Here is a 17,999-nt window from a genome sequence, read left to right as displayed (position 1 = left end):
GAGTCGAGGAATGGTCCGTTCCTAGCGTCGGCTCTGTCAGGCTGTCCTGACGGCGCGGATGGCGTCCTGGACCTCGCGGACGGCGTTGATCTGGCGGTAGTGCGCCGACTCCGTCACGAAGTCCTGGAGCTTGCGCCGGACCCGGCCGGACCGCAGCCGCACCACCACCGGCAGCACGGACTGGATCAGCTCGCACGCCGCCTCCGGCTCGCCGGTGGCCAGCCGGGTGCGGGCCAGGCCGATCACGTCGAACACCCGGCTGCGCACCCGGGACGGGTCACGCAGCGCCAGCGCCCGGCGGATGTGCCGCTCGGCCAGCGGGGCCTGGGTGGGGTCGTGCCGGGCCAGGTCGCGCAGCCGGGCGCCGATCACCCCCTCCATCTCGGCCTCGTCGAACGACGCCATCCAGGTCGGCTCGGCCGACCGGTCCCGCGCGCCGAAGCACTCCTGCGCGTGGCCGACCGCCCGGTGGAACTCGTTGACCCGGCCCAGCAGCGCGTACGCCCACGCCTCACGGGTGTGCAGCAGCGCCCGCAGCGCGGGCGTCGCCGTGCGACGCGTGCCGTACTGGCCGAGCTGCACCAGCTCCAGCCCGTCCTCGGGGCGTCCGAGGTCGAACATCTGCCGGGCCATCGACGCCAGGCACAGCGCGCCGAACGGCTCGTTGCGGCTGGCCTTGGCCATCCGCACCGCGAGCACGTAGTAGCGCTGGGCCGAGTCGTGCAGGCCGGTGTCGAACGACATGCTGGCCGCCATCTTGGCCAGCTCGGCGCCCAGCTGGAACGCCTGCTGGGTGGTCGGCGAGTCCGGCGCCCTGCGCAGCCGCTCGGCCAGCTCGTTGAGCTGCCCGAGCACCGCCTTGCGGGCGACACCGCCGCCGCCCGACCAGCCGCGCAGTCCGTCGACAACCGTGCGCATCGCCGCGAGCTCGTCGGCGCTGATGGCGCCGCCCGCAGCCCACTTGGCCAGCGGCTGCAGCGGCGTCAGCCAGTGCTGCATCGGTTCGACGAGAGAGGGTCCTACCGCTACCGCGGCGCCTGCGGTCAGCGCCGCCCTTCTGCTGAGAGTCAAGTCGCTCCTCGTCACCTCTTCGACGGACCGGGCAGTGCTCAGCGCGTCCCAGGACGGCGTGAAGACGTCCTGGGCCGTGGAGCCCTCGGGGTCACGGGGTCGGGGAGGACCCGTGCGGTCGAACCAGAGGCGTTCCGGCGGCACCCGGAGCACCTCCGCGAACGCGCGCAGCTTGTCGATCCGGTCGATCGGGTTCTCCCCGTTCTCGTACCGGGACAGTTGTGCCTGGCTGATGCCCAGCCAGCCCGCCATCCGGTCCTGCGTGATCCGGTGCGGGTGTTGCGGGTGGTGGCGATACCCGCCGATCAGCGCGCCCATGTCCTGGTCGGCGAAGGCCTCGGCGAGCACCGGGTGGTCCCAGAAGCCGTCCGGCAGCGGAGGCGGGCCGAACACGTCGGCTCGCGCGCCGCGACGGCACGCGGTGCACAGGCGGTCCGAGTTGTCGGCCGCGATGCGGGCGCCACACGGACATGTTCGTCCGGTGCTGGCTTGCCGTAACCCGACCGGTTCCATGGCACCTCGCCCCCGTCACTGAGCGTGTTCACAGTGTAATCGCTGGTGAGAGCCTGTCTATTCACCTCATGCATGAAACCGCCGACCCTTCATCCGGACCGGTGATGCAGCAGCCGGATAAGACCCATCCGGGTGCGGTTTGGCGGTGCCCCCGCGGGTCGGCGCACGCTGCTGGCACACCAGGGCGCCCGGCGAGGAACCCGCCGGCCACCGCCGCAGCGACCGCCCGACCCGGGAGGACGTCCGCCAATGCGTACCTCGACCCAGCCGCCACGAGCCCCGCAGGCCGTCGTGCAACCGCCGCAGCCGCCCGAGAGCAGCTTCGGCCGCACCCTTGGTGAGGTCGTCGCCAACTACCGGATGCTCGGCTGGAAGGTCACCGTCACCGAGCAGGGCGTGCTGCTGCCGCTCGGGCCGACCACCACCGGCCTGGTGATGCCGGCCCGCATCGGCTCGGCCGTGCTCGCCGAGCTGCGCGCCCGGATGCTGGCCGGGCCGACGCTGGTGATCCCCGGCCCGCAGGAGAACTGGGTGTTCCTGGCCGAGCTCGTCGCCCTGCTGCCGGTGCAGCTGCGCACCCCGTCGGAGATCCGGTTCGTGCGCTCGCCCAGCAGCCTCGTGCTGCCGCCGACCATGACCCCCTACGGGCGGGTGCGCTGGGCCAACGCCCCCTCGTTCAGCCGGCACTGGCTGCCGCCGTTCACCGCCGTGCTCGCGGTGGCGCGCACCATCGCCGGCTCGGCCAACTAGAGCCCTGTCGCGGGGAATAGGCGCCTACCCGCGTTCGGGGCGCGGGTAGGCGCCACCTGATTGTCGGGACTTTCTGAGCAAATCCTGGTCTGGCTCTCACGTGCGTCTGGTGGACTGTGGCCTCCCCACCACGTCGCACGGAGGCTTGTTTTGAAGACGCCCGAGGTCATCGCCAACCCGAACCGCCGCCAGGTGCTGTGTGGCCTGGCCGCAGCGCTCGTCGCCGGCGGTGCGGTCACGACGGCGTGCGGCAGCGCGTCCCCCAGCGGGTCGGGAGGCACGAACACCACCACCGACTCGCCCAAGCCGCAGGCCGCCCCCGGCACCGAGGTGGCGAAGCTGGCGCAGGTCCCGGTCGGCGGCGGCGTTGTCGTCGACGAGCCGGGCGGCACCGGCAACAAGCTGGTGCTGGTCCAGCCGACCGCCGGCGAGGTGAAGGCCTTCAACGCGGCCTGCCCGCACCAGGGCATCACCGTCGCCGCGCCGCAGGGCGGGGTCATCACCTGCCCCGGCCACGGCAGCACGTTCACCGCGGCCACCGGCGCCGTCACCAAGGGCCCGGCCACCGAGGGCCTCACCGCCGTCAACGTGAAGGTCAGCGGCGCCGCCGTCGTCCTGGCCTGACGCCCGCTCCCGCACGCGGTCGCCGACCGCGTGCGGGAACTGTCAGACCACGGCCGTAGGCTTGACGGGTGGCCGACCCGTCGACCTATCGCCCAGCACCAGGCACGATCCCCGACAACCCTGGCGTGTACAAGTTCCGCGACCAGCACCGCCGGGTGATCTACGTCGGCAAGGCCAAGAGCCTCCGCAGCCGCCTGTCGTCGTACTTCGCGGACGTGGCGACACTGCACCCGCGCACCCGGCAGATGGTGACCACGGCGGCCAGCGTCGAGTGGACGGTGGTGAAGACCGAGGTCGAGGCGCTCCAGCTGGAGTACTCCTGGATCAAGGAGTTCGACCCCCGGTTCAACGTCCGGTACCGCGACGACAAGTCGTACCCGGTGCTCGCGGTGACGCTGAACGAGGAATTCCCGCGCCTGCACGTGTATCGCGGCCCGCGGCGCAAGGGCGTGCGCTACTTCGGCCCGTACTCGCACGCGTGGGCCATCCGGGAGACCCTGGACCTGCTGCTGCGGGTGTTCCCGGCGCGAACGTGCTCGAACGGCGTCTTCAAGCGGCACGGCCAGATCGGGCGGCCCTGCCTGCTCGGCTACATCGACAAGTGCTCGGCCCCGTGCGTGGGCCGGGTGTCGGCGGACGAGCACCGGGACATCGTCGAGGACTTCTGCGACTTCCTCGCCGGCAGGACCGACGCCCTGATCAAGCGGCTCGAGCGGGAGATGCTCGCCGCCTCGGAGGAGTTGGAGTTCGAGAAGGCCGCCAGGCTGCGCGACGACCTGAACGCGGCGAAGATGGCGTTGGAGAAACAGGCGGTCGTGCTCGGCGACGGCACGGACGCGGACGTGGTGGCCTTCGCGCAGGACGAACTCGAGGCGTCCGTGCAGGTGTTCCACGTGCGCGGCGGCCGGGTCCGCGGCCAGCGCGGCTGGGTGATCGACAAGGTCGAGGAGACGGACACCGCTGGGCTGGTGGACCAGTTCCTCAGCCAGTTCTACGGCGACCAGGCGGAGATGGCGGAAGACGCTGAGCAGACCGGGAGTGCGGTGCCACGTGAGGTGCTGGTGCCGGAGCTGCCGGACGACGCGGAGGCGGTGCAGGACTGGCTGTCGGGCCTGCGCGGATCCCGCGTGCAGCTGCGCATTCCGCAGCGCGGCGACAAGCGGGCGCTGATGGAGACCGTGCAGCGCAACGCGGCGGAGGCGTTCGCCCAGCACAAGCTGCGCCGCGCCGGCGACCTGACGGCCCGGTCGGCGGCGCTGCAGGAGCTGCAGGACGCGCTCGGCCTGGACACGGCCCCGCTGCGCATCGAGTGCACCGACGTCAGCCACGTGCAGGGCACGGACGTGGTGGCTTCGCTCGTCGTCTTCGAGGACGGCCTGGCCCGCAAGTCGGAGTACCGGCGGTTCGCGATCCGGGAGGGCAAGGAGGGCGGCGACGTCGGCTCGATCGCCGAGGTGGTCCGCCGCCGCTTCGCCCGCTACCAGCAGGAGGCCGCCGGCCCGGTGGACCCGGACCGCCCAGGCATCGACCCGGAGACGGGGCGGCCGCGCAAGTTCGCGTACCCGCCGAACCTGTTGGTGGTGGACGGCGGCGCGCCACAGGTGGCGGTGGCCGCGGACGTGCTGGCCGAGCTCGGCGTCACCGACGTTGCCGTGATCGGCCTGGCCAAGCGGCTGGAGGAGGTGTGGGTGCCGGGCGAACCCGATCCGGTGATCCTGCCGCGCACCAGCGAGGCGCTGTACCTGTTGCAGCGCGTGCGGGACGAGGCTCACCGCTTCGCCATCACCTACCACCGCCAGAAGCGCGGGCAGCGCATGACCACCTCGGAGCTGGACCAGGTCCCCGGCCTCGGCCAGACCCGCAAGGCGGCGCTGCTCAAGCACTTCGGGTCGGTGCGCAAGCTGCGTGAGGCCACCGTGGATGAGATCAGCGGGGTGCCCGGCGTGGGCCGGCGCACCGCGGAAGCCGTGCACGCCACTCTGGCGAGTGCTGGGAAGGAAAGGGAAAAGTCGTGAACGCACCCGCCAACAAGTCGGGCATCGAGGTCGCCGTCGTGACGGGGCTGTCCGGCGCCGGCCGCAGCACCGCCGCGAAGTGCCTGGAGGACCTGGGCTGGTTCGTCGTGGACAACCTGCCGCCGGAGCTGATCGCCACCATGGTCGAGCTGGGCGCGCAGGCCCGCGGCGCGATCACCCGGGTCGCGGTCGTGATGGACGTGCGCAGTCGCGCCTTCACCGACGACCTCGCCGCCATCATCAAGGACCTCGACGCCCGCGGCTACAAGCCGCGCGTGCTGTTCCTGGAAGCCACCGACGACGTGCTGGTGCGCCGCTTCGAGTCGGTCCGCCGCGGCCACCCGCTGCAGGGCGACGGCCGGCTGGCCGACGGCATCGCCGCCGAGCGCCTGCTGCTCACGCCGCTGCGCGAGGCGGCGGACCTGGTGCTGGACACCAGCGCGCTGTCCGTGCACCAGCTGCGGGCCAAGATCGAGGACACGTTCGGCTCCGAGGCCAGCGCCCGCACCCGGGTCACCGTGCTGTCCTTCGGCTACAAGTACGGCCTGCCGATGGACGCCGACCTGGTGATGGACGTGCGCTTCCTGCCCAACCCGTTCTGGATCCCGGAGCTGCGCGAGCAGACCGGCCTGGACGCGGACGTGCGCAACTACGTGCTCAGCCAGGAGGGCGCGGAGGAGTTCCTGGACCGGTACCACGAGCTGCTGAAGCTGATCGGCGCGGGTTACCGTCGGGAGGGCAAGCGCTACCTGACCTTGGCTGTGGGCTGCACCGGTGGTAAGCACCGAAGCGTGGCGATTTCCGAAGAACTTTCAGGACTGCTGTCGACGGAGGACGGTATGACCGTGAAGGTCGTGCATCGGGACCTGGGTCGCGAGTGATCCCCGTGCAGCCCGACGGCGCGCGCGACAAGCCCCTCCGAGCCGTTGCCCTCGGCGGGGGCCATGGCCTGCAGGCGACCCTGCGCGCCCTTCGCTTGCTCACGCCGGACGTGACGGCCGTGGTCACGGTCGCCGACGACGGCGGCTCCTCCGGCCGCCTGCGCCGGGAGCTCGGCCTGCTGCCGCCCGGCGACCTGCGCAAGGCCCTGGCCGCGCTGGCCGCCGAGGACGACGGCGGCCGGATGTGGGCCGAGGTGTTCCAGCACCGCTTCGGCGGCAACGGGGCGCTGGCCGGCCACGCCGTCGGCAACCTGCTGATCGCCGGCCTGCTGGAGACGCTCGGCGACCCGGTGGCGGTGCTGGACGAGGTGGCGCGGCTGATGGGCCTGCGCGGCCGGGTGTTACCGATGTGCAACGTCCCGCTGGACATCGAGGCGGACGTGACCGGGTTGGACGAGGACGTCACCGCGGTTCGCCGGATCAGGGGACAGGTGGCGGTCGCCACCACACCCGGTCAGGTGCAGCGGATCCGGCTGCGGGCCGACCGCAACGGCCAGCCGACGGCGTGCCCGCAGGCCGTCCAGGCGGTGCTCGACGCGGACGTCGTACTGCTCGGACCTGGATCTTGGTTCACCAGCGTGCTGCCGCACCTGCTCGTGCCGGAGCTGCACGAGGCGCTGGTGGACACCGCCGCATGCAAGGTCGTCGTGCTCAACCTGGTCCCCCAACCAGGTGAGACCGCCGGTTTCTCCCCCGAACGCCACTTGGACGTACTCTGCCAACACGCACCGAGACTGCGGGTGGACGCCGTGGTCGCCGACGTGGACTCGGTGCCGACCCCGGAGCGGCTGCGCACTGCCGCGGCCTCCCTGGGGGCGACGGCGCACCTGTCCACCGTGACGGCCGGGGGCGCCGCCGACCGGCACGATCCGGCGGCGCTGGCGCTGAGCCTGCGGGACGCGCTGCAGCTGCACGGACTGCACGACCGAGTGTGAGTAGAGGCGGAGGAGACCACCAGTGGCGATGACCGGCGCGGTCAAGGACGAGCTGAGCCGGCTGGCCGTGGCCAAGACCTGTTGCCGCCGGGCCGAGGTCTCCTCCCTGCTGCGGTTCGCCGGTGGCCTGCACATCGTCGCCGGCCGGGTGGTGGTCGAGGCCGAGCTGGACACCGGCTCGGCCGCGCGCCGGCTGCGCAAAGAGATCCACGACCTGTTCGGGCACCACTCCGACGTGCACGTGCTGACCTCCGGTGGGCTGCGCAAGGGCACCCGCTGGGTGGTCCGCGTGGTCAAGGACGGCGAGGGGCTGGCCCGGCAGACCGGCCTGCTGGACCCGCGCGGCCGCCCGGTGCGGGGGCTGCCCGCGCCGGTGGTGTCCGGCGGCACCTGCGACTCCGAGGCGGCCTGGCGCGGCGCGTTCCTGGCGCACGGCTCGCTGACCGAGCCCGGCCGTTCCAGCGCGCTCGAAGTCACCTGCCCGGGGCCGGAGGCCGCGCTGGCGCTGGTCGGCGCCGCCCGGCGGATGGGCATCCAGGCCAAGTCCCGCGAGGTGCGCGGCGCGGACCGGGTCGTCGTCCGCGACGGTGACGCGATCGGCGCGCTGCTGACCCGGCTGGGCGCTCACGATTCCGTGATGGCGTGGGAGGAGCGGCGGATGCGCCGCGAGGTCCGCGCCACCGCCAACCGGCTCGCCAACTTCGACGACGCCAACCTGCGCCGGTCCGCCCGCGCCGCGGTGGCCGCCGCCGCCCGCGTGGAGCGGGCGCTGGACATCCTCGGCCCGTCGGCGCCGGACCACCTGGTCACCGCGGGCCGGCTGCGGCTGAGCAACCGGCAGGCGTCGCTGGAGGAGCTGGGCCAGCTGTCCGAGCCGCCGATGACCAAGGACGCCGTCGCCGGCCGGATCCGGCGGCTGCTGGCCATGGCCGACAAGCGCGCGCACGAGCTGGGGCTGCCCGACACGGAATCCGCGGTGACTCCGGAGATGTTGGAGGTCGAGGAGGCCGACGTCTGATAAGCCTTCCCTTGCGGCGGAACAGCTTCGGCTCGGGTCGGACGTGATCGTCGAGTGCGTGAACCCGCTGAGGGTGACCCGCGGCGGGTGACTGGCCGTCGCCGAGGAGTGCGGCGTCGGGCTGCTGGAGGTGGAGTTGGTCTGCACCGGGTCGATGCTCGACCCCGCAAGTGGGTCTCCGGCGAAGACGGCGCACCGGCGCCGGGTGGCGACGCGGGAGGTGGACATCCCGGATCTGCCGTTGCCCTCGTGGGAGGAGATCCAGATTCGCGAGTACGAGCCGCGGCAGCGTGATCACCTGGTGCTCGACACGGCGGTGGTCGGCGTGCACGAGGCCGTGGCGACAATCCAGCGCGCGCAAACCGCTCATACCGGGCGCTGAGGCGCGCCACCCGATCCAGACCTTGCTGCCCGGGCGGCGCTGCCGCGACCATGGCTGCGCTCGTCGCTGAGGGGAACGTGACATGACCGAGGACCGGTTAGCCGATCAGGTCCGCACCCTGCTGCGAAACTCCGGCCGCCCCAGACCGTTCCGGCGGGGCGAGGTGCTGATCGCGGAAGGCGCGCCGAGCGACGAGGTGCTGCTGATCGAGACCGGCAAGGTCAAGGTCGTGCTGCACGGCCCCAACGGCGCCGACTCCATTCTCGGCTTCTACGGCGCGGGCGAGCTGATGGGGGAGATGGGGGTGATGGGCGACCGGCCGCGCAGCGCGGACGTGATCGCCCGGACGCCGGGCATCGCGCTGCACGTGGACGCGCACACCTTTCGCACCCTGCTGCGTGATCACCCGCCGCTGTCGGCGTACGTCACGGACGTGCTGAGCAAGCGGCTGTTCCAGGCCGACCAGCGGCAGCGGCTGCACGCCTCGTTCGAGGTGTCGGTGCGGGTGGCCAAGCAGCTGCTGAGCTGGGCGCAGTCGTCCGGCGAGCCGGTCGACGGCGGTGGGCTGCGGGTGAAGGGCCTGACCCAGCTGGAGATCGCGCAGTTCGTGACGGCGTCGGCCAAGACCGTCGACCACGTGCTCAAGCAGTTGCGCAGCGACAAGCTGCTGGAGACGGGACGGCGCAGTTACGTGTTGCCGGATCCGCCGTTGCTGGAGCGGTGCCTGGCCGATCCGGAGTGGCGGCCCGGTCGCGGCGATGTCTCCCGCTTTTCCGGGAGACCCGACAACTTTGCGCAACCAGACTCCACTCGTGCGTGTTGAGCACCCGCCGACTGGAGGACCCGTGGACAACACCGTCCCCGAAATCCGGACCCTGCTCGGGGTCGACGTGATCGACTCCGCCCGCACCGCGCCGCATCTGCTGCCGCAGGTGCCGACCGTGCTCGAGAAGTTGCTGTCGACGGGCATGGACGCGGTGGGCCTGTCGCGGCAGGACGCGGTCGACGCGCAGTACACCGGCGACGGCTGGCTCTACGCCTTCCCGAGCGCGCTGCTGGGCCGCGTCGTGGACCTCGGCCGCGCGCTGGACGGCATCGTCGCCGAGCACAACAAGTGGAACAAGCTGGAGCTTCGGCTGCGGCTGGCCGTCGAGGTCGGGCCGCTGCCGGACGTGCAGGGCTTCCACCCGGCCAACATCTCCCGCAGCCGGCTGCTGGAGGCGCCCGCGTTCAAGCTGCTGGCCCGCCGCTGCATCGCCGACCGTCCGGACGGCTCGATGAGCACCGCCATGATCGTGTCCGACGCCGTGTACCAGACGGTCTTCGGCTCGGACTACACGAAGATCGCGCGCGGCTCGGACTTCGCGGAGCTGGCCGTGACCAACAAGGAGTTCGCCCGGCGGGCCTGGGTCACCGTGCCCGGCTTCGACGCCCGCACCCTCGCCACGATGATCGCCGAGGACGGTCCGGCGGCATCTGCACCGGTCGAGGAGAGCGAGCCCACAGCCTTCGGGACCGTGACGAACACCATCAACGGCACCAGCACCAACACGGTCCAGGCGCACACCATCAAGGGTGGGATCCACTTCGGCCGCGACCGCGCCTGACCCCCACCCCTGCGCCACATGCGCTCCGCATGTGGCTCTGCGGCGCGGGTATGGCGCGCATGCGGCATTCGACGGGTGGCTTGGTCTGGACCAATTCACCATCGTTTCTAGCCCGAACGGAGCAGTGTCTGCTGGCTCGATCAAGAAAGCTGCCATACCACTGTGACCAGCGCTACTTCGTAACGCTAGTGTTGCCGGCAGGCAGCGTCGCCGCATCTACTGGGCTCCGGCATTTGACCGGTTCGAGTTTCGAGGAGACACACCGTGACGGTTCGCGTAGGTGTCAACGGCTTCGGCCGCATCGGCCGCAACTTCTTCAGGGCGGTCAAGGCCAGCGGGCACGACATCGAGATCGTGGCCTTCAACGACCTGGGTGACGTCGCGACCATGGCGCACCTGCTGAAGTACGACTCCATCCTGGGCCGCTTCCCGGGTGAGGTGGCGCTGCACGACGAGGGCATCGAGGTCGACGGCAAGGTCATCAAGGCGCTGGCCGAGCGCGACCCGGGCAAGCTGCCCTGGAAGGACCTCGGCGTCGACGTCGTGGTCGAGTCGACCGGCTTCTTCACCGACGCCGCGGCCGCCCGCAAGCACGTGGACGAGGGCGGCGCCAAGAAGGTCATCATCTCCGCGCCGGCCAAGGGCGAGGACCTGACCGTGGTGCTCGGCGCCAACGACGACCAGTACGACGGCTCGCAGACCGTCATCTCGAACGCCTCCTGCACCACCAACTGCCTCGCCCCGCTGGCCAAGGTGCTGCACGACGCGTTCACCATCGAGCGTGGCCTGATGACCACCATCCACGCCTACACGCAGGACCAGAACCTGCAGGACGCGCCGCACAAGGACCTGCGCCGCGCCCGCGCCGCCGCGCTGAACATCGTGCCCACCTCCACCGGCGCGGCCAAGGCCATCGGCCTGGTGCTGCCGGAGCTGAAGGGCAAGCTGGACGGCTACGCGCTGCGCGTGCCGGTGCCGACCGGCTCGGCCACCGACCTGACCGTCACCGTCGGCCGCGAGGTCACCGTGGACGAGGTCAACGCCGCGTACAAGGCGGCCGCCGAGGGCGCGCTGTCCAAGTACCTGCGCTACAACGAGGACCCGATCGTGTCCTCGGACATCGTCACCGACCCGGCGTCGTGCATCTACGACGCGCCGCTGACCAAGGTCATCGGCAACCAGGTCAAGGTCGTCGGCTGGTACGACAACGAGTGGGGCTACTCCAACCGCCTCGCGGACCTGGTCGCGCTGGTCGCCTCGAAGCTCTGAGAGGGCAACCGCAAGTGAAGACTCTCGACGATTTGCTCGCCGAGGGCGTCCAGGGTCGGCACGTCCTGGTGCGTGCCGACCTCAACGTCCCGCTGGACGGCGACAAGATCACTGACGACGGCCGCATCCGGGCGTTCCTGCCCACCGCCAAGCGCCTCACCGAGGCCGGCGCGCGGGTCGTCGTCACCGCCCACCTGGGTCGCCCCAAGGGCGAGCCGGACCCGAAGTTCTCGCTCGCCCCCGCCGCCGCCCGGCTGGGCGAGCTGCTGGGCGCCGAGGTCGCGCTCGCCGCCGACGTCGTCGGCGAGTCGGCCCGGACCGTGGTGGGCGCGCTCACCGACGGCGGCCTGGCGCTGCTGGAGAACATCCGCTTCGACCCGCGCGAGACCAGCAAGGACGCCGCCGAGCGCGAGGCGCTCGCCAACGACCTGGTGTCGCTGGTCGGCGACAAGGCCGCCTTCGTCTCGGACGGCTTCGGTGTCGTGCACCGCAAGCAGGCCTCCGTCTACGACGTGGCCGCCAAGCTGCCGCACTTCGCCGGCGGCCTGGTGCTGGCCGAGGTCGAGGTGCTGCGCAAGCTCACCGAGGACACGGCCCGCCCGTACGTGGTCGTGCTCGGCGGCGCGAAGGTGTCCGACAAGCTCGGCGTCATCGCCAACCTGCTGACCAAGGTCGACCGGCTGCTGGTCGGCGGCGGCATGGCGTACACCTTCCTCAAGGCCCAGGGCCACGAGGTCGGCAAGTCGCTGCTGCAGGAAGACCAGCTCGACCAGGTCAGGGGCTTCCTGGCCGAGGCCGAGATGCGCGGCGTCGAGCTCGTGCTGCCGGTCGACGTGCTGGCCGCCACGCACTTCGCCGAGGACGCGCCGTACGAGGTCGTGGCCACCGACGCCATCCCGGCCGACCGGGAGGGCCTGGACATCGGCCCGGCCACCCGCGAGCTGTTCGCGAGCAAGCTGGCCGACGCGAAGACGGTGTTCTGGAACGGCCCGATGGGCGTGTTCGAGTTCGCCGCGTTCGCCGGCGGCACCCGTGCCGTCGCCCAGGCGCTGGTCGACTCCGACGCGTTCACCGTGGTCGGCGGCGGCGACTCGGCCGCGGCCGTGCGCCAGCTCGGTCTGCCCGAGGACGGCTTCTCGCACATCTCCACCGGCGGCGGCGCGTCGCTGGAGTACCTGGAGGGCAAGGAGCTGCCCGGCGTGAAGGTGTTGGAGGACTGACCATGGCACGCCTTCCGCTGATCGCCGGCAACTGGAAGATGAACCTCAACCACCTCGAGGCCATCGCGCTCACCCAGAAGATCGCCTTCTCGCTGCCGGAGAAGTACTTCGCCAAGGTCGAGGTGGCCGTGCTGCCGCCGTTCATCTCGATCCGCAGCGTCCAGACCCTGGTCGACGGGGACAAGCTGCTGATCAAGTACGGCGCGCAGGACCTGTCCCCGCACGACTCCGGGGCCTACACCGGCGACGTGTCCGGGGCGCAGCTGGCCAAGCTGGGCTGCACCTACGTGGTGGTCGGGCACTCCGAGCGCCGGGAGTACCACCACGAGGACGACGAGCTGGTCAACCGCAAGGTCAAGGCCGCGCTCAAGCACGGCCTCACGCCGATCCTGTGCGTCGGCGAGAAGCTGGAGGTCCGGGAGGTCAACGGCCACCTGGCGCACTGCAACACCCAGCTGATCGCCGGCCTGAAGGGCCTCAAGGCCGAGCAGGCGGCGAAGGTGGTGATCGCCTACGAGCCGGTGTGGGCGATCGGCACCGGCAAGGTGGCCACCCCGTCCGACGCGCAGGAGGTGTGCGCGTCGATCCGGTCCACCCTGGCCGACAAGTACGGCCAGGAGGTCGCCGACACCGTCCGCGTGCTCTACGGCGGCTCGGTGAAGTCCGGCAGCATCGCCGACCTGGTGAAGCAGCCCGACATCGACGGCGGCCTCGTCGGCGGCGCCAGCCTCGACGGCGACGAGTTCGCCAAGCTGTGCGCGCTGGCGGCCGGCGGTCCGCTGCCGTAGATCGTTGCCGCAGGTCGGGGCCCTGTCACTTGCCGGCGGGGCCCCGATCCGCGTTCCGTGACCGTTCCTTTCCGGACCGTGCTCCGAAGCCGGGGCCGGAACAGGTAACCTGTAGCGTCTATACGCCTTACAGCGAGGGTGAGATGAACCTGTTCCTGCAGATCCTGTTGATCGTCGCCAGCCTGCTGCTGATCCTGCTGGTGCTGCTGCACCGCGGCCGTGGCGGCGGTCTGTCCTCGCTGTTCGGCGGCGGCATGCAGTCGAGCCTGTCCGGGTCCAGCGTCGTGGAGAAGAACCTGGACCGGATCACCCTGTTCGTCGCCGCGATCTGGGTGATCAGCATCATCGGCATCGGGCTGCTGGCCAAGCTCGGCGGCTGATTCGCCGCCATCCGTCACTGGGGTTGTTCAACCACGTCCTGTGGGAGTGTGAGGGTCGATGACTGGCGGTAACGCGATCCGCGGTACCCGAGTCGGATCGGGCCCGATGGGCGAGTCGGAGCGCGGCGAGTCCGCGCCCCGGCATCGGGTGTCGTACTGGTGCGCCAATGGCCACGAGTCGCGTCCGTCCTTCGCCCTCGAGGCCGAGGAGCCGGAGTCGTGGGATTGTCCGCGCTGCGGGCTTCCCGCGGGTCGGGACCAGCAGGCCCCGCCGGCGCCACCGCGCAACGAGCCGTACAAGACGCATCTGGCGTACGTGAAGGAGCGGCGCTCCGACGCGGACGGCGAGGCGATCCTGGCCGAGGCGCTGGCCAAGCTGCGGGCCCAGCGTGAGGGCGAGTTCTAGGCCCCGCGCACGCGGATTCGACATACGACAACGGCCGCTTTGCCCCAGACCACCGGGGCAAGGCGGCCTTTTCTGTGCTTTTTCCGCGCGTTCCGTGCGGGGCTCGGCCCCTGCTGGGCCTCGCACTCGGTGCGGAGGCGGGGTCCTCTTCGCCTGACAACAAAGGCCGCCCTGCTCCCGTTTCCGAGAGCAAGGCGGCCTTCGCTGCGCGGAGGGTCGGAGGAGGGAAGGCCCGCGCCCGGCTCCCCTCCGGTCCGTCCCTCCTCTACGCGTGCTGGGGAGCCTGCGGCGCCGGCACACCGGGCAGGGCGAGCGGGAACCGTGAGGTCACCACGAACCCACCGTCCCGACTCGGCTCGGCATGACAGCTGCCTCCCAGCAGCTCGGCCCGCTCGGTGAGTCCGACCAGGCCATGGCCGCCAGAGGGCAGGGCAGGGGTCCGCTGTCCTCGGGGCCGTCCGTTGCGCACCCGCACCTCCAGTTCGTCCTCGCCCACCTGGACGAGCACGGACACGGCGGCCGACGGGGCGTGCTTTCCCACATTGGTCAGTGCTTCTTGCACGGTCCGGTACGCGGCGGCGGACACCGGCCGCGGAATGGTCTCGATGTCGCCGTCCACGTTGAGCGTGACCGCGAGGCCGCAGTCGGAGACCAGGCGGCGCAGGTCGGTCAGGTCCGGGCGGCCGTCGTCCTCGTCGCTGGTGGTGCGCAGCACGCCGACGAGCTGGCGCAGCTCCTCCAGCGTCTTGGTGGACAGCCGCCGGATCGTGTTGGCGATCTCCCGCGAGTCGGGGTCCGTCACGGTCATCTTCAGCGCACCCGCCTGCATGGCGATGAGCGTGACCTGGTGCGACACGACGTCGTGCATCTCCCGCGCCAGCCGCGTGCGCTCCTCGGCGCGGATGGCCTGGGCCTGCAGCTGCTGCTTGCGCTCGCGGGTCGCGGCCAGCTCGGTGACCCGGCGGACCAGCTCCTTGCGGGTGGTGACGAGCAGCCCCAGCGCGAGCGGCATGCCGGCGTCCACGACGGACCACAGCAGGTTGAGCAGCTGGTGCTGCCAGTCCTGGCCGAGGAAGTCGTCGATCGGCCACACCACGAACCGGCACAGCATCATCAGCACCGCGCCGGCCATCGTCTGCCAGTTCCAGGCCCGCTTCTTGGCCAGCGAGTACAGCGCGATCATGCCGGCCAGCTGGGACCAGCCGGCGAGGTAGCCGGGCACGGTGGCCAGGAGCACGAGGAACGGGTAGCGGCGGCGCAGCACCAGCGCGAGGCAGGCCACGCCGGACAGGATGTGCGAGTACAGCTCGGCGTCCTTCGGGAACACCAGCAGGACGTCCAGCAGCGCCAGCGCGATGGCGCCGAGGTCACTGAGCGGCCCCGAGTGGCGTCGCAGGAAGCGGTTGCCCTTGTCGCGGAGCTCCGCGACCGGCCCTCGGCGGTGCATGACGGTGCTGACGATGTCGGCTGCCTGCTCGCCGCTCATCGGCTCGCCGGTCCAGATCCTGTCATCGTTGTCGCGCTGGGTCGGCACACCGACCTCGGGCATGTCGGGACCGTTCACGGCATGGCGCGGCCGGTTCGGCACGGCTCCGTCCTCCTCGGGCAGGGCGAGTTGGTCTTGTGCTCTTAGACAGTCCTAACACTCGTTCGGGACGCGGCACCCGAAACTTATGTGCATCTGCACACGCCCGGTACCCGTCCGCTCACCCAACGTGATACCTGACCTGCGGTTTTGCCGGCAGGCTAGCACGGCTGGTCACGCGCAGTGCGGGTCGAGCTACGTGTTAACGGTGTTCAGGATTAACCGAAAAGACCAGACCTTCGACGGTTGCCCAAGACCGGCCGACCGGGGTCCGGTCGGCGATCGGTCGACCGGGTTCGTGGTCACGGTCGGCGTCGCGACGGTCACGCCGGCGACCACGGGAACCGTGCCGCTCGGTGGACCGGGGTCAGTTGAACCGCTCCGGATTCGGCACGGCTGCCAGGAACGTCTCCGCGTCGTAGAACGCCCCGATCGGGAGTTGCTGCCACACGGCGTCGAGGAACCGGTCGACGGCCTCGCGCTCCTCCGCCGGCCAGCTCGGCGAGACCTTGCCGAGAACGATGCCCGGGTCGAGGTCGCCAGTGGTGATGAGGCTGGTGAGCAACATCGGCAGCAGCGCCTTCACGTCGTCCTCGGTGCCGACGGTGTTGCCGAGCCTGATCGTCAACGAGAACAGGTCGTGGTCCTCCACCCGGACGTCGCCACGGCAGTGCGGGCAGCCCGCCAGCACCGGCCGCTGCGGGTAGCCGCCGAACACGGTCTCGATGTGGGCGATCGCCGCCGCCAGCGGGCTGCTCATGGCGCCATTCTCGGATGAGGTCGGCGCTGCCGCCTGCCTTGCCATCAACCGGTGACTTCCGCCACCAGAAGCCGGCGCGCTCCTCGCTCGCTCCTGGGGTCGTTGCGGATGAGGTGTGGCTCGTAGATGCCGGCGCGGGCGGTACGCCGCCACGGCCGGGCCAGGTTCTCCACGTTGCCGTCCGGATCCGCCACGGCGATCGGGCCGTGGTCGGTGCGGGCGACCCACTCCTTCCCGCACGTAGGTGATGGCGGCGACGGCCTCCTCGAGCGGGAAGGTGCGGTCGAGCACGGGCGTGACGGTGCCGCCCTCGATGAGCCGGCGGAGTTCGAGGAGGTCCTCGGTGCGTTCGGCGGTGGCCATCAGGCCCGTCAGCCGCCGCCCTCGCCGCCGACGATGATCAGGGTGCCCCGAGGCGTGAGGTGGTGGCGCAGCTGGGAAAGCGGCCGGTCGCCGGCGGTGTCGATGATGACGTCGTAGCGACCGGTGATGGCTTCGCGCTTGTAGTCGATGACGTCGTCGGCGCCGAGGACGTGGACCAGCTCGATCTTGGCGGTGCTGCAGACACCGACGACATGCGCTCTAGTGCATGCCGACGCGGGGACGGCCGCTGCCTGGTCGAAGGTCACGTTGTCGGGCTTGCGAACGACCCGGGTTGCCTTGACGCTGACATACTCAGCGAAGGAGCCATCGGCCGTGCCGAAAACTTCGTCGCCAGGCCGGAAGTTTGTGACGCCGGGCCCGATTGCCTCGACGATGCCGCCGAGATCGAGGCCCGGCACCGGTCTTTTCGGTCTACGCAAGCCGAACCCCATCAGGCGGATCAGGTACGGCTCGCCGGTGGTGAGATGCCAGATGCTCGGGTCGACGCTGGCTGCCCGCACGCGGATCAGCACCTAGCCGGGGCCCGGCTCCGGGTGCTCGATGTCGTGTCATCGCAGCACATCCAGTGGGCCATAAGGGTCACGGATGACGGCTCTCATGAGGAATCTCCTTCCGGGTACTGGAAAACGTTGTCGAGCGGGACCTCGAACACGCGGGCGATCTGGAACGCCATCTCCAGCGACGGCGAGTACCTGCCCTGCTCGATCGCGATCACCGTCTGCCTCGTGACGCCGATCCGGTCGGCCAGTTCCGCCTGCGTCATCTCGCCCCTGGCGAAGCGCAGCGCCCGGATCGAATTCGTCACCCTCGTCGGCTTCACCACGCCGGGAACCCCCGCCGGTAGCCCACGATCCGCGCCACCGAGCCCAGCACCGCCGACAGCGTGAAGGCCAGGTAGATCGTGTTGGCGATCCAGAAGTGGTCCAGGCGGAACATCGCGAGAAACATCGCCAGCGCCCCGCCGACCACCACGAACGACTGTCCCACCCGGTCCCCGAACTGTCCGATCTCCCGGTCCCGCTGGTGCCGCAGGCTGTCCTTCGGATTGCGGATCGAAGAGGACGGTTCGCAAGTTCGGGCCGGTGCTCGGGCATCGCGACGGCCTGCGGGGGCAGTGGGCTGCTGGACTACGAGGCCACGCGGCGGCGGATCTACCTGCCGGCGTATCGCTGGGTGCTGGACAACCGCGTGCAGGACGTGCTGGCCGAGCTGCGCGAACTCGGGGCCGAACGGCCGTTGGTGCTGGTGGACTACACCACGAACGGCGACGTCGCGAACCTGGCCACCCCGTTGTCGCACGCCGCCCTGGTCGCCCGATACCTCACCGGCCGATGGGACGGCTGACCCCGGT

Annotated in this window: 19 protein-coding genes and 1 pseudogene; 15 read left to right on the top strand and 5 right to left on the bottom strand. The window is 70.9% G+C overall.

Features of this window, described 5'->3' with window-relative positions; genetic code table 11:
• Positions 1-36: 36 nt before the first annotated feature.
• Positions 37-1,464, bottom strand: a complete 1,428-nt coding sequence (locus BJ998_RS03730; RefSeq protein WP_312889907.1) for a helix-turn-helix domain-containing protein — start codon at positions 1,462-1,464, stop codon at positions 37-39.
• A gap of 369 nt (positions 1,465-1,833) precedes the next feature.
• Between BJ998_RS03730 and BJ998_RS03725 the strand changes: the two genes are divergently transcribed.
• The 14 genes from BJ998_RS03725 to BJ998_RS03660 all read left to right on the top strand — a co-directional run bounded on the left by BJ998_RS03725 (position 1,834) and on the right by BJ998_RS03660 (position 13,919).
• Positions 1,834-2,334 carry a hypothetical protein gene (locus tag BJ998_RS03725; RefSeq protein WP_184858489.1) on the top strand — a complete coding sequence of 167 codons (501 nt, stop codon included), beginning with the start codon at positions 1,834-1,836 and terminating at the stop codon, positions 2,332-2,334.
• Positions 2,335-2,484: 150 nt separating this feature from the next.
• Positions 2,485-2,958 (top strand): Rieske (2Fe-2S) protein, encoded by a 474-nt coding sequence (locus tag BJ998_RS03720; protein WP_221337862.1) that lies wholly within the window; start codon positions 2,485-2,487, stop codon positions 2,956-2,958.
• A 68-nt stretch (positions 2,959-3,026) separates the two neighbouring features.
• Positions 3,027-4,973, top strand: coding sequence for an excinuclease ABC subunit UvrC (uvrC, locus tag BJ998_RS03715; protein ID WP_184858487.1), 1,947 nt, complete (start codon positions 3,027-3,029; stop codon positions 4,971-4,973).
• Between the two features lie 23 nt (positions 4,974-4,996).
• Entirely contained in the window at positions 4,997-5,854 is an 858-nt protein-coding gene (gene rapZ, locus BJ998_RS03710) for an RNase adapter RapZ (protein WP_184868399.1), read from the top strand.
• Positions 5,851-6,849, top strand: coding sequence for a gluconeogenesis factor YvcK family protein (locus BJ998_RS03705; RefSeq protein WP_312889906.1), 999 nt, complete (start codon positions 5,851-5,853; stop codon positions 6,847-6,849). Before rapZ ends, BJ998_RS03705 begins: the two co-directional genes overlap by 4 nt.
• 22 nt (positions 6,850-6,871) lie before the next feature.
• The gene (whiA, locus tag BJ998_RS03700) at positions 6,872-7,867 is read left to right on the top strand and encodes a DNA-binding protein WhiA (protein WP_184858485.1); all 996 of its coding nucleotides are present in this window, start codon (positions 6,872-6,874) and stop codon (positions 7,865-7,867) included.
• 205 nt (positions 7,868-8,072) lie between these two features.
• Positions 8,073-8,249, top strand: coding sequence for a hypothetical protein (locus tag BJ998_RS03695; RefSeq protein ID WP_184858483.1), 177 nt, complete (start codon positions 8,073-8,075; stop codon positions 8,247-8,249).
• A gap of 82 nt (positions 8,250-8,331) precedes the next feature.
• The gene (locus BJ998_RS03690; RefSeq protein WP_184858481.1) at positions 8,332-9,072 is read left to right on the top strand and encodes a Crp/Fnr family transcriptional regulator; all 741 of its coding nucleotides are present in this window, start codon (positions 8,332-8,334) and stop codon (positions 9,070-9,072) included.
• A 22-nt stretch (positions 9,073-9,094) separates the two neighbouring features.
• A complete protein-coding gene (locus BJ998_RS03685) occupies positions 9,095-9,856 on the top strand; it encodes a hypothetical protein (RefSeq protein ID WP_184858479.1) in 762 nt (253 codons plus the stop codon).
• A 264-nt stretch (positions 9,857-10,120) separates the two neighbouring features.
• The gene (gene gap, locus BJ998_RS03680; protein WP_184858476.1) at positions 10,121-11,125 is read left to right on the top strand and encodes a type I glyceraldehyde-3-phosphate dehydrogenase; all 1,005 of its coding nucleotides are present in this window, start codon (positions 10,121-10,123) and stop codon (positions 11,123-11,125) included.
• Between the two features lie 14 nt (positions 11,126-11,139).
• The gene (locus BJ998_RS03675; protein WP_184858475.1) at positions 11,140-12,345 is read left to right on the top strand and encodes a phosphoglycerate kinase; all 1,206 of its coding nucleotides are present in this window, start codon (positions 11,140-11,142) and stop codon (positions 12,343-12,345) included.
• A gap of 2 nt (positions 12,346-12,347) precedes the next feature.
• Positions 12,348-13,133 (top strand): triose-phosphate isomerase, encoded by a 786-nt coding sequence (gene tpiA, locus BJ998_RS03670; RefSeq protein ID WP_184858473.1) that lies wholly within the window; start codon positions 12,348-12,350, stop codon positions 13,131-13,133.
• 143 nt (positions 13,134-13,276) lie between these two features.
• On the top strand, positions 13,277-13,513 hold the full coding sequence (secG, locus tag BJ998_RS03665; RefSeq protein ID WP_184858471.1) for a preprotein translocase subunit SecG: 237 nt from the start codon (positions 13,277-13,279) through the stop codon (positions 13,511-13,513).
• A gap of 58 nt (positions 13,514-13,571) precedes the next feature.
• Positions 13,572-13,919 carry an RNA polymerase-binding protein RbpA gene (locus tag BJ998_RS03660; RefSeq protein WP_184858469.1) on the top strand — a complete coding sequence of 116 codons (348 nt, stop codon included), beginning with the start codon at positions 13,572-13,574 and terminating at the stop codon, positions 13,917-13,919.
• A 265-nt stretch (positions 13,920-14,184) separates the two neighbouring features.
• Here BJ998_RS03660 and BJ998_RS03655 read toward each other — a convergent pair whose 3' ends face one another.
• The 4 genes and pseudogenes from BJ998_RS03655 to BJ998_RS03640 all read right to left on the bottom strand — a co-directional run bounded on the left by BJ998_RS03655 (position 14,185) and on the right by BJ998_RS03640 (position 17,635).
• Positions 14,185-15,468 carry a sensor histidine kinase gene (locus BJ998_RS03655; protein WP_246488508.1) on the bottom strand — a complete coding sequence of 428 codons (1,284 nt, stop codon included), beginning with the start codon at positions 15,466-15,468 and terminating at the stop codon, positions 14,185-14,187.
• A gap of 403 nt (positions 15,469-15,871) precedes the next feature.
• A pseudogene (locus BJ998_RS49740) lies at positions 15,872-17,148 on the bottom strand (NAD(P)-dependent alcohol dehydrogenase).
• A 95-nt stretch (positions 17,149-17,243) separates the two neighbouring features.
• Positions 17,244-17,471: a helix-turn-helix transcriptional regulator gene (locus tag BJ998_RS03645; RefSeq protein ID WP_184858467.1), complete on the bottom strand. Its 228-nt coding sequence runs from the start codon at positions 17,469-17,471 to the stop codon at positions 17,244-17,246.
• Positions 17,465-17,635, bottom strand: a complete 171-nt coding sequence (locus BJ998_RS03640) for a hypothetical protein (protein ID WP_184858465.1) — start codon at positions 17,633-17,635, stop codon at positions 17,465-17,467. Before BJ998_RS03640 ends, BJ998_RS03645 begins: the two co-directional genes overlap by 7 nt.
• A 36-nt stretch (positions 17,636-17,671) precedes the next feature.
• Between BJ998_RS03640 and BJ998_RS03635 the strand changes: the two genes are divergently transcribed.
• Positions 17,672-17,992 carry a DUF6939 family protein gene (locus BJ998_RS03635; RefSeq protein WP_184858463.1) on the top strand — a complete coding sequence of 107 codons (321 nt, stop codon included), beginning with the start codon at positions 17,672-17,674 and terminating at the stop codon, positions 17,990-17,992.
• Positions 17,993-17,999: the final 7 nt, after the last annotated feature.

It is taken from the genome of Kutzneria kofuensis (genome assembly GCF_014203355.1).
Classification (GTDB): Bacteria; Actinomycetota; Actinomycetes; order Mycobacteriales; family Pseudonocardiaceae; genus Kutzneria; species Kutzneria kofuensis.
This window is presented reverse-complemented; position numbering and strand designations above follow the sequence as displayed.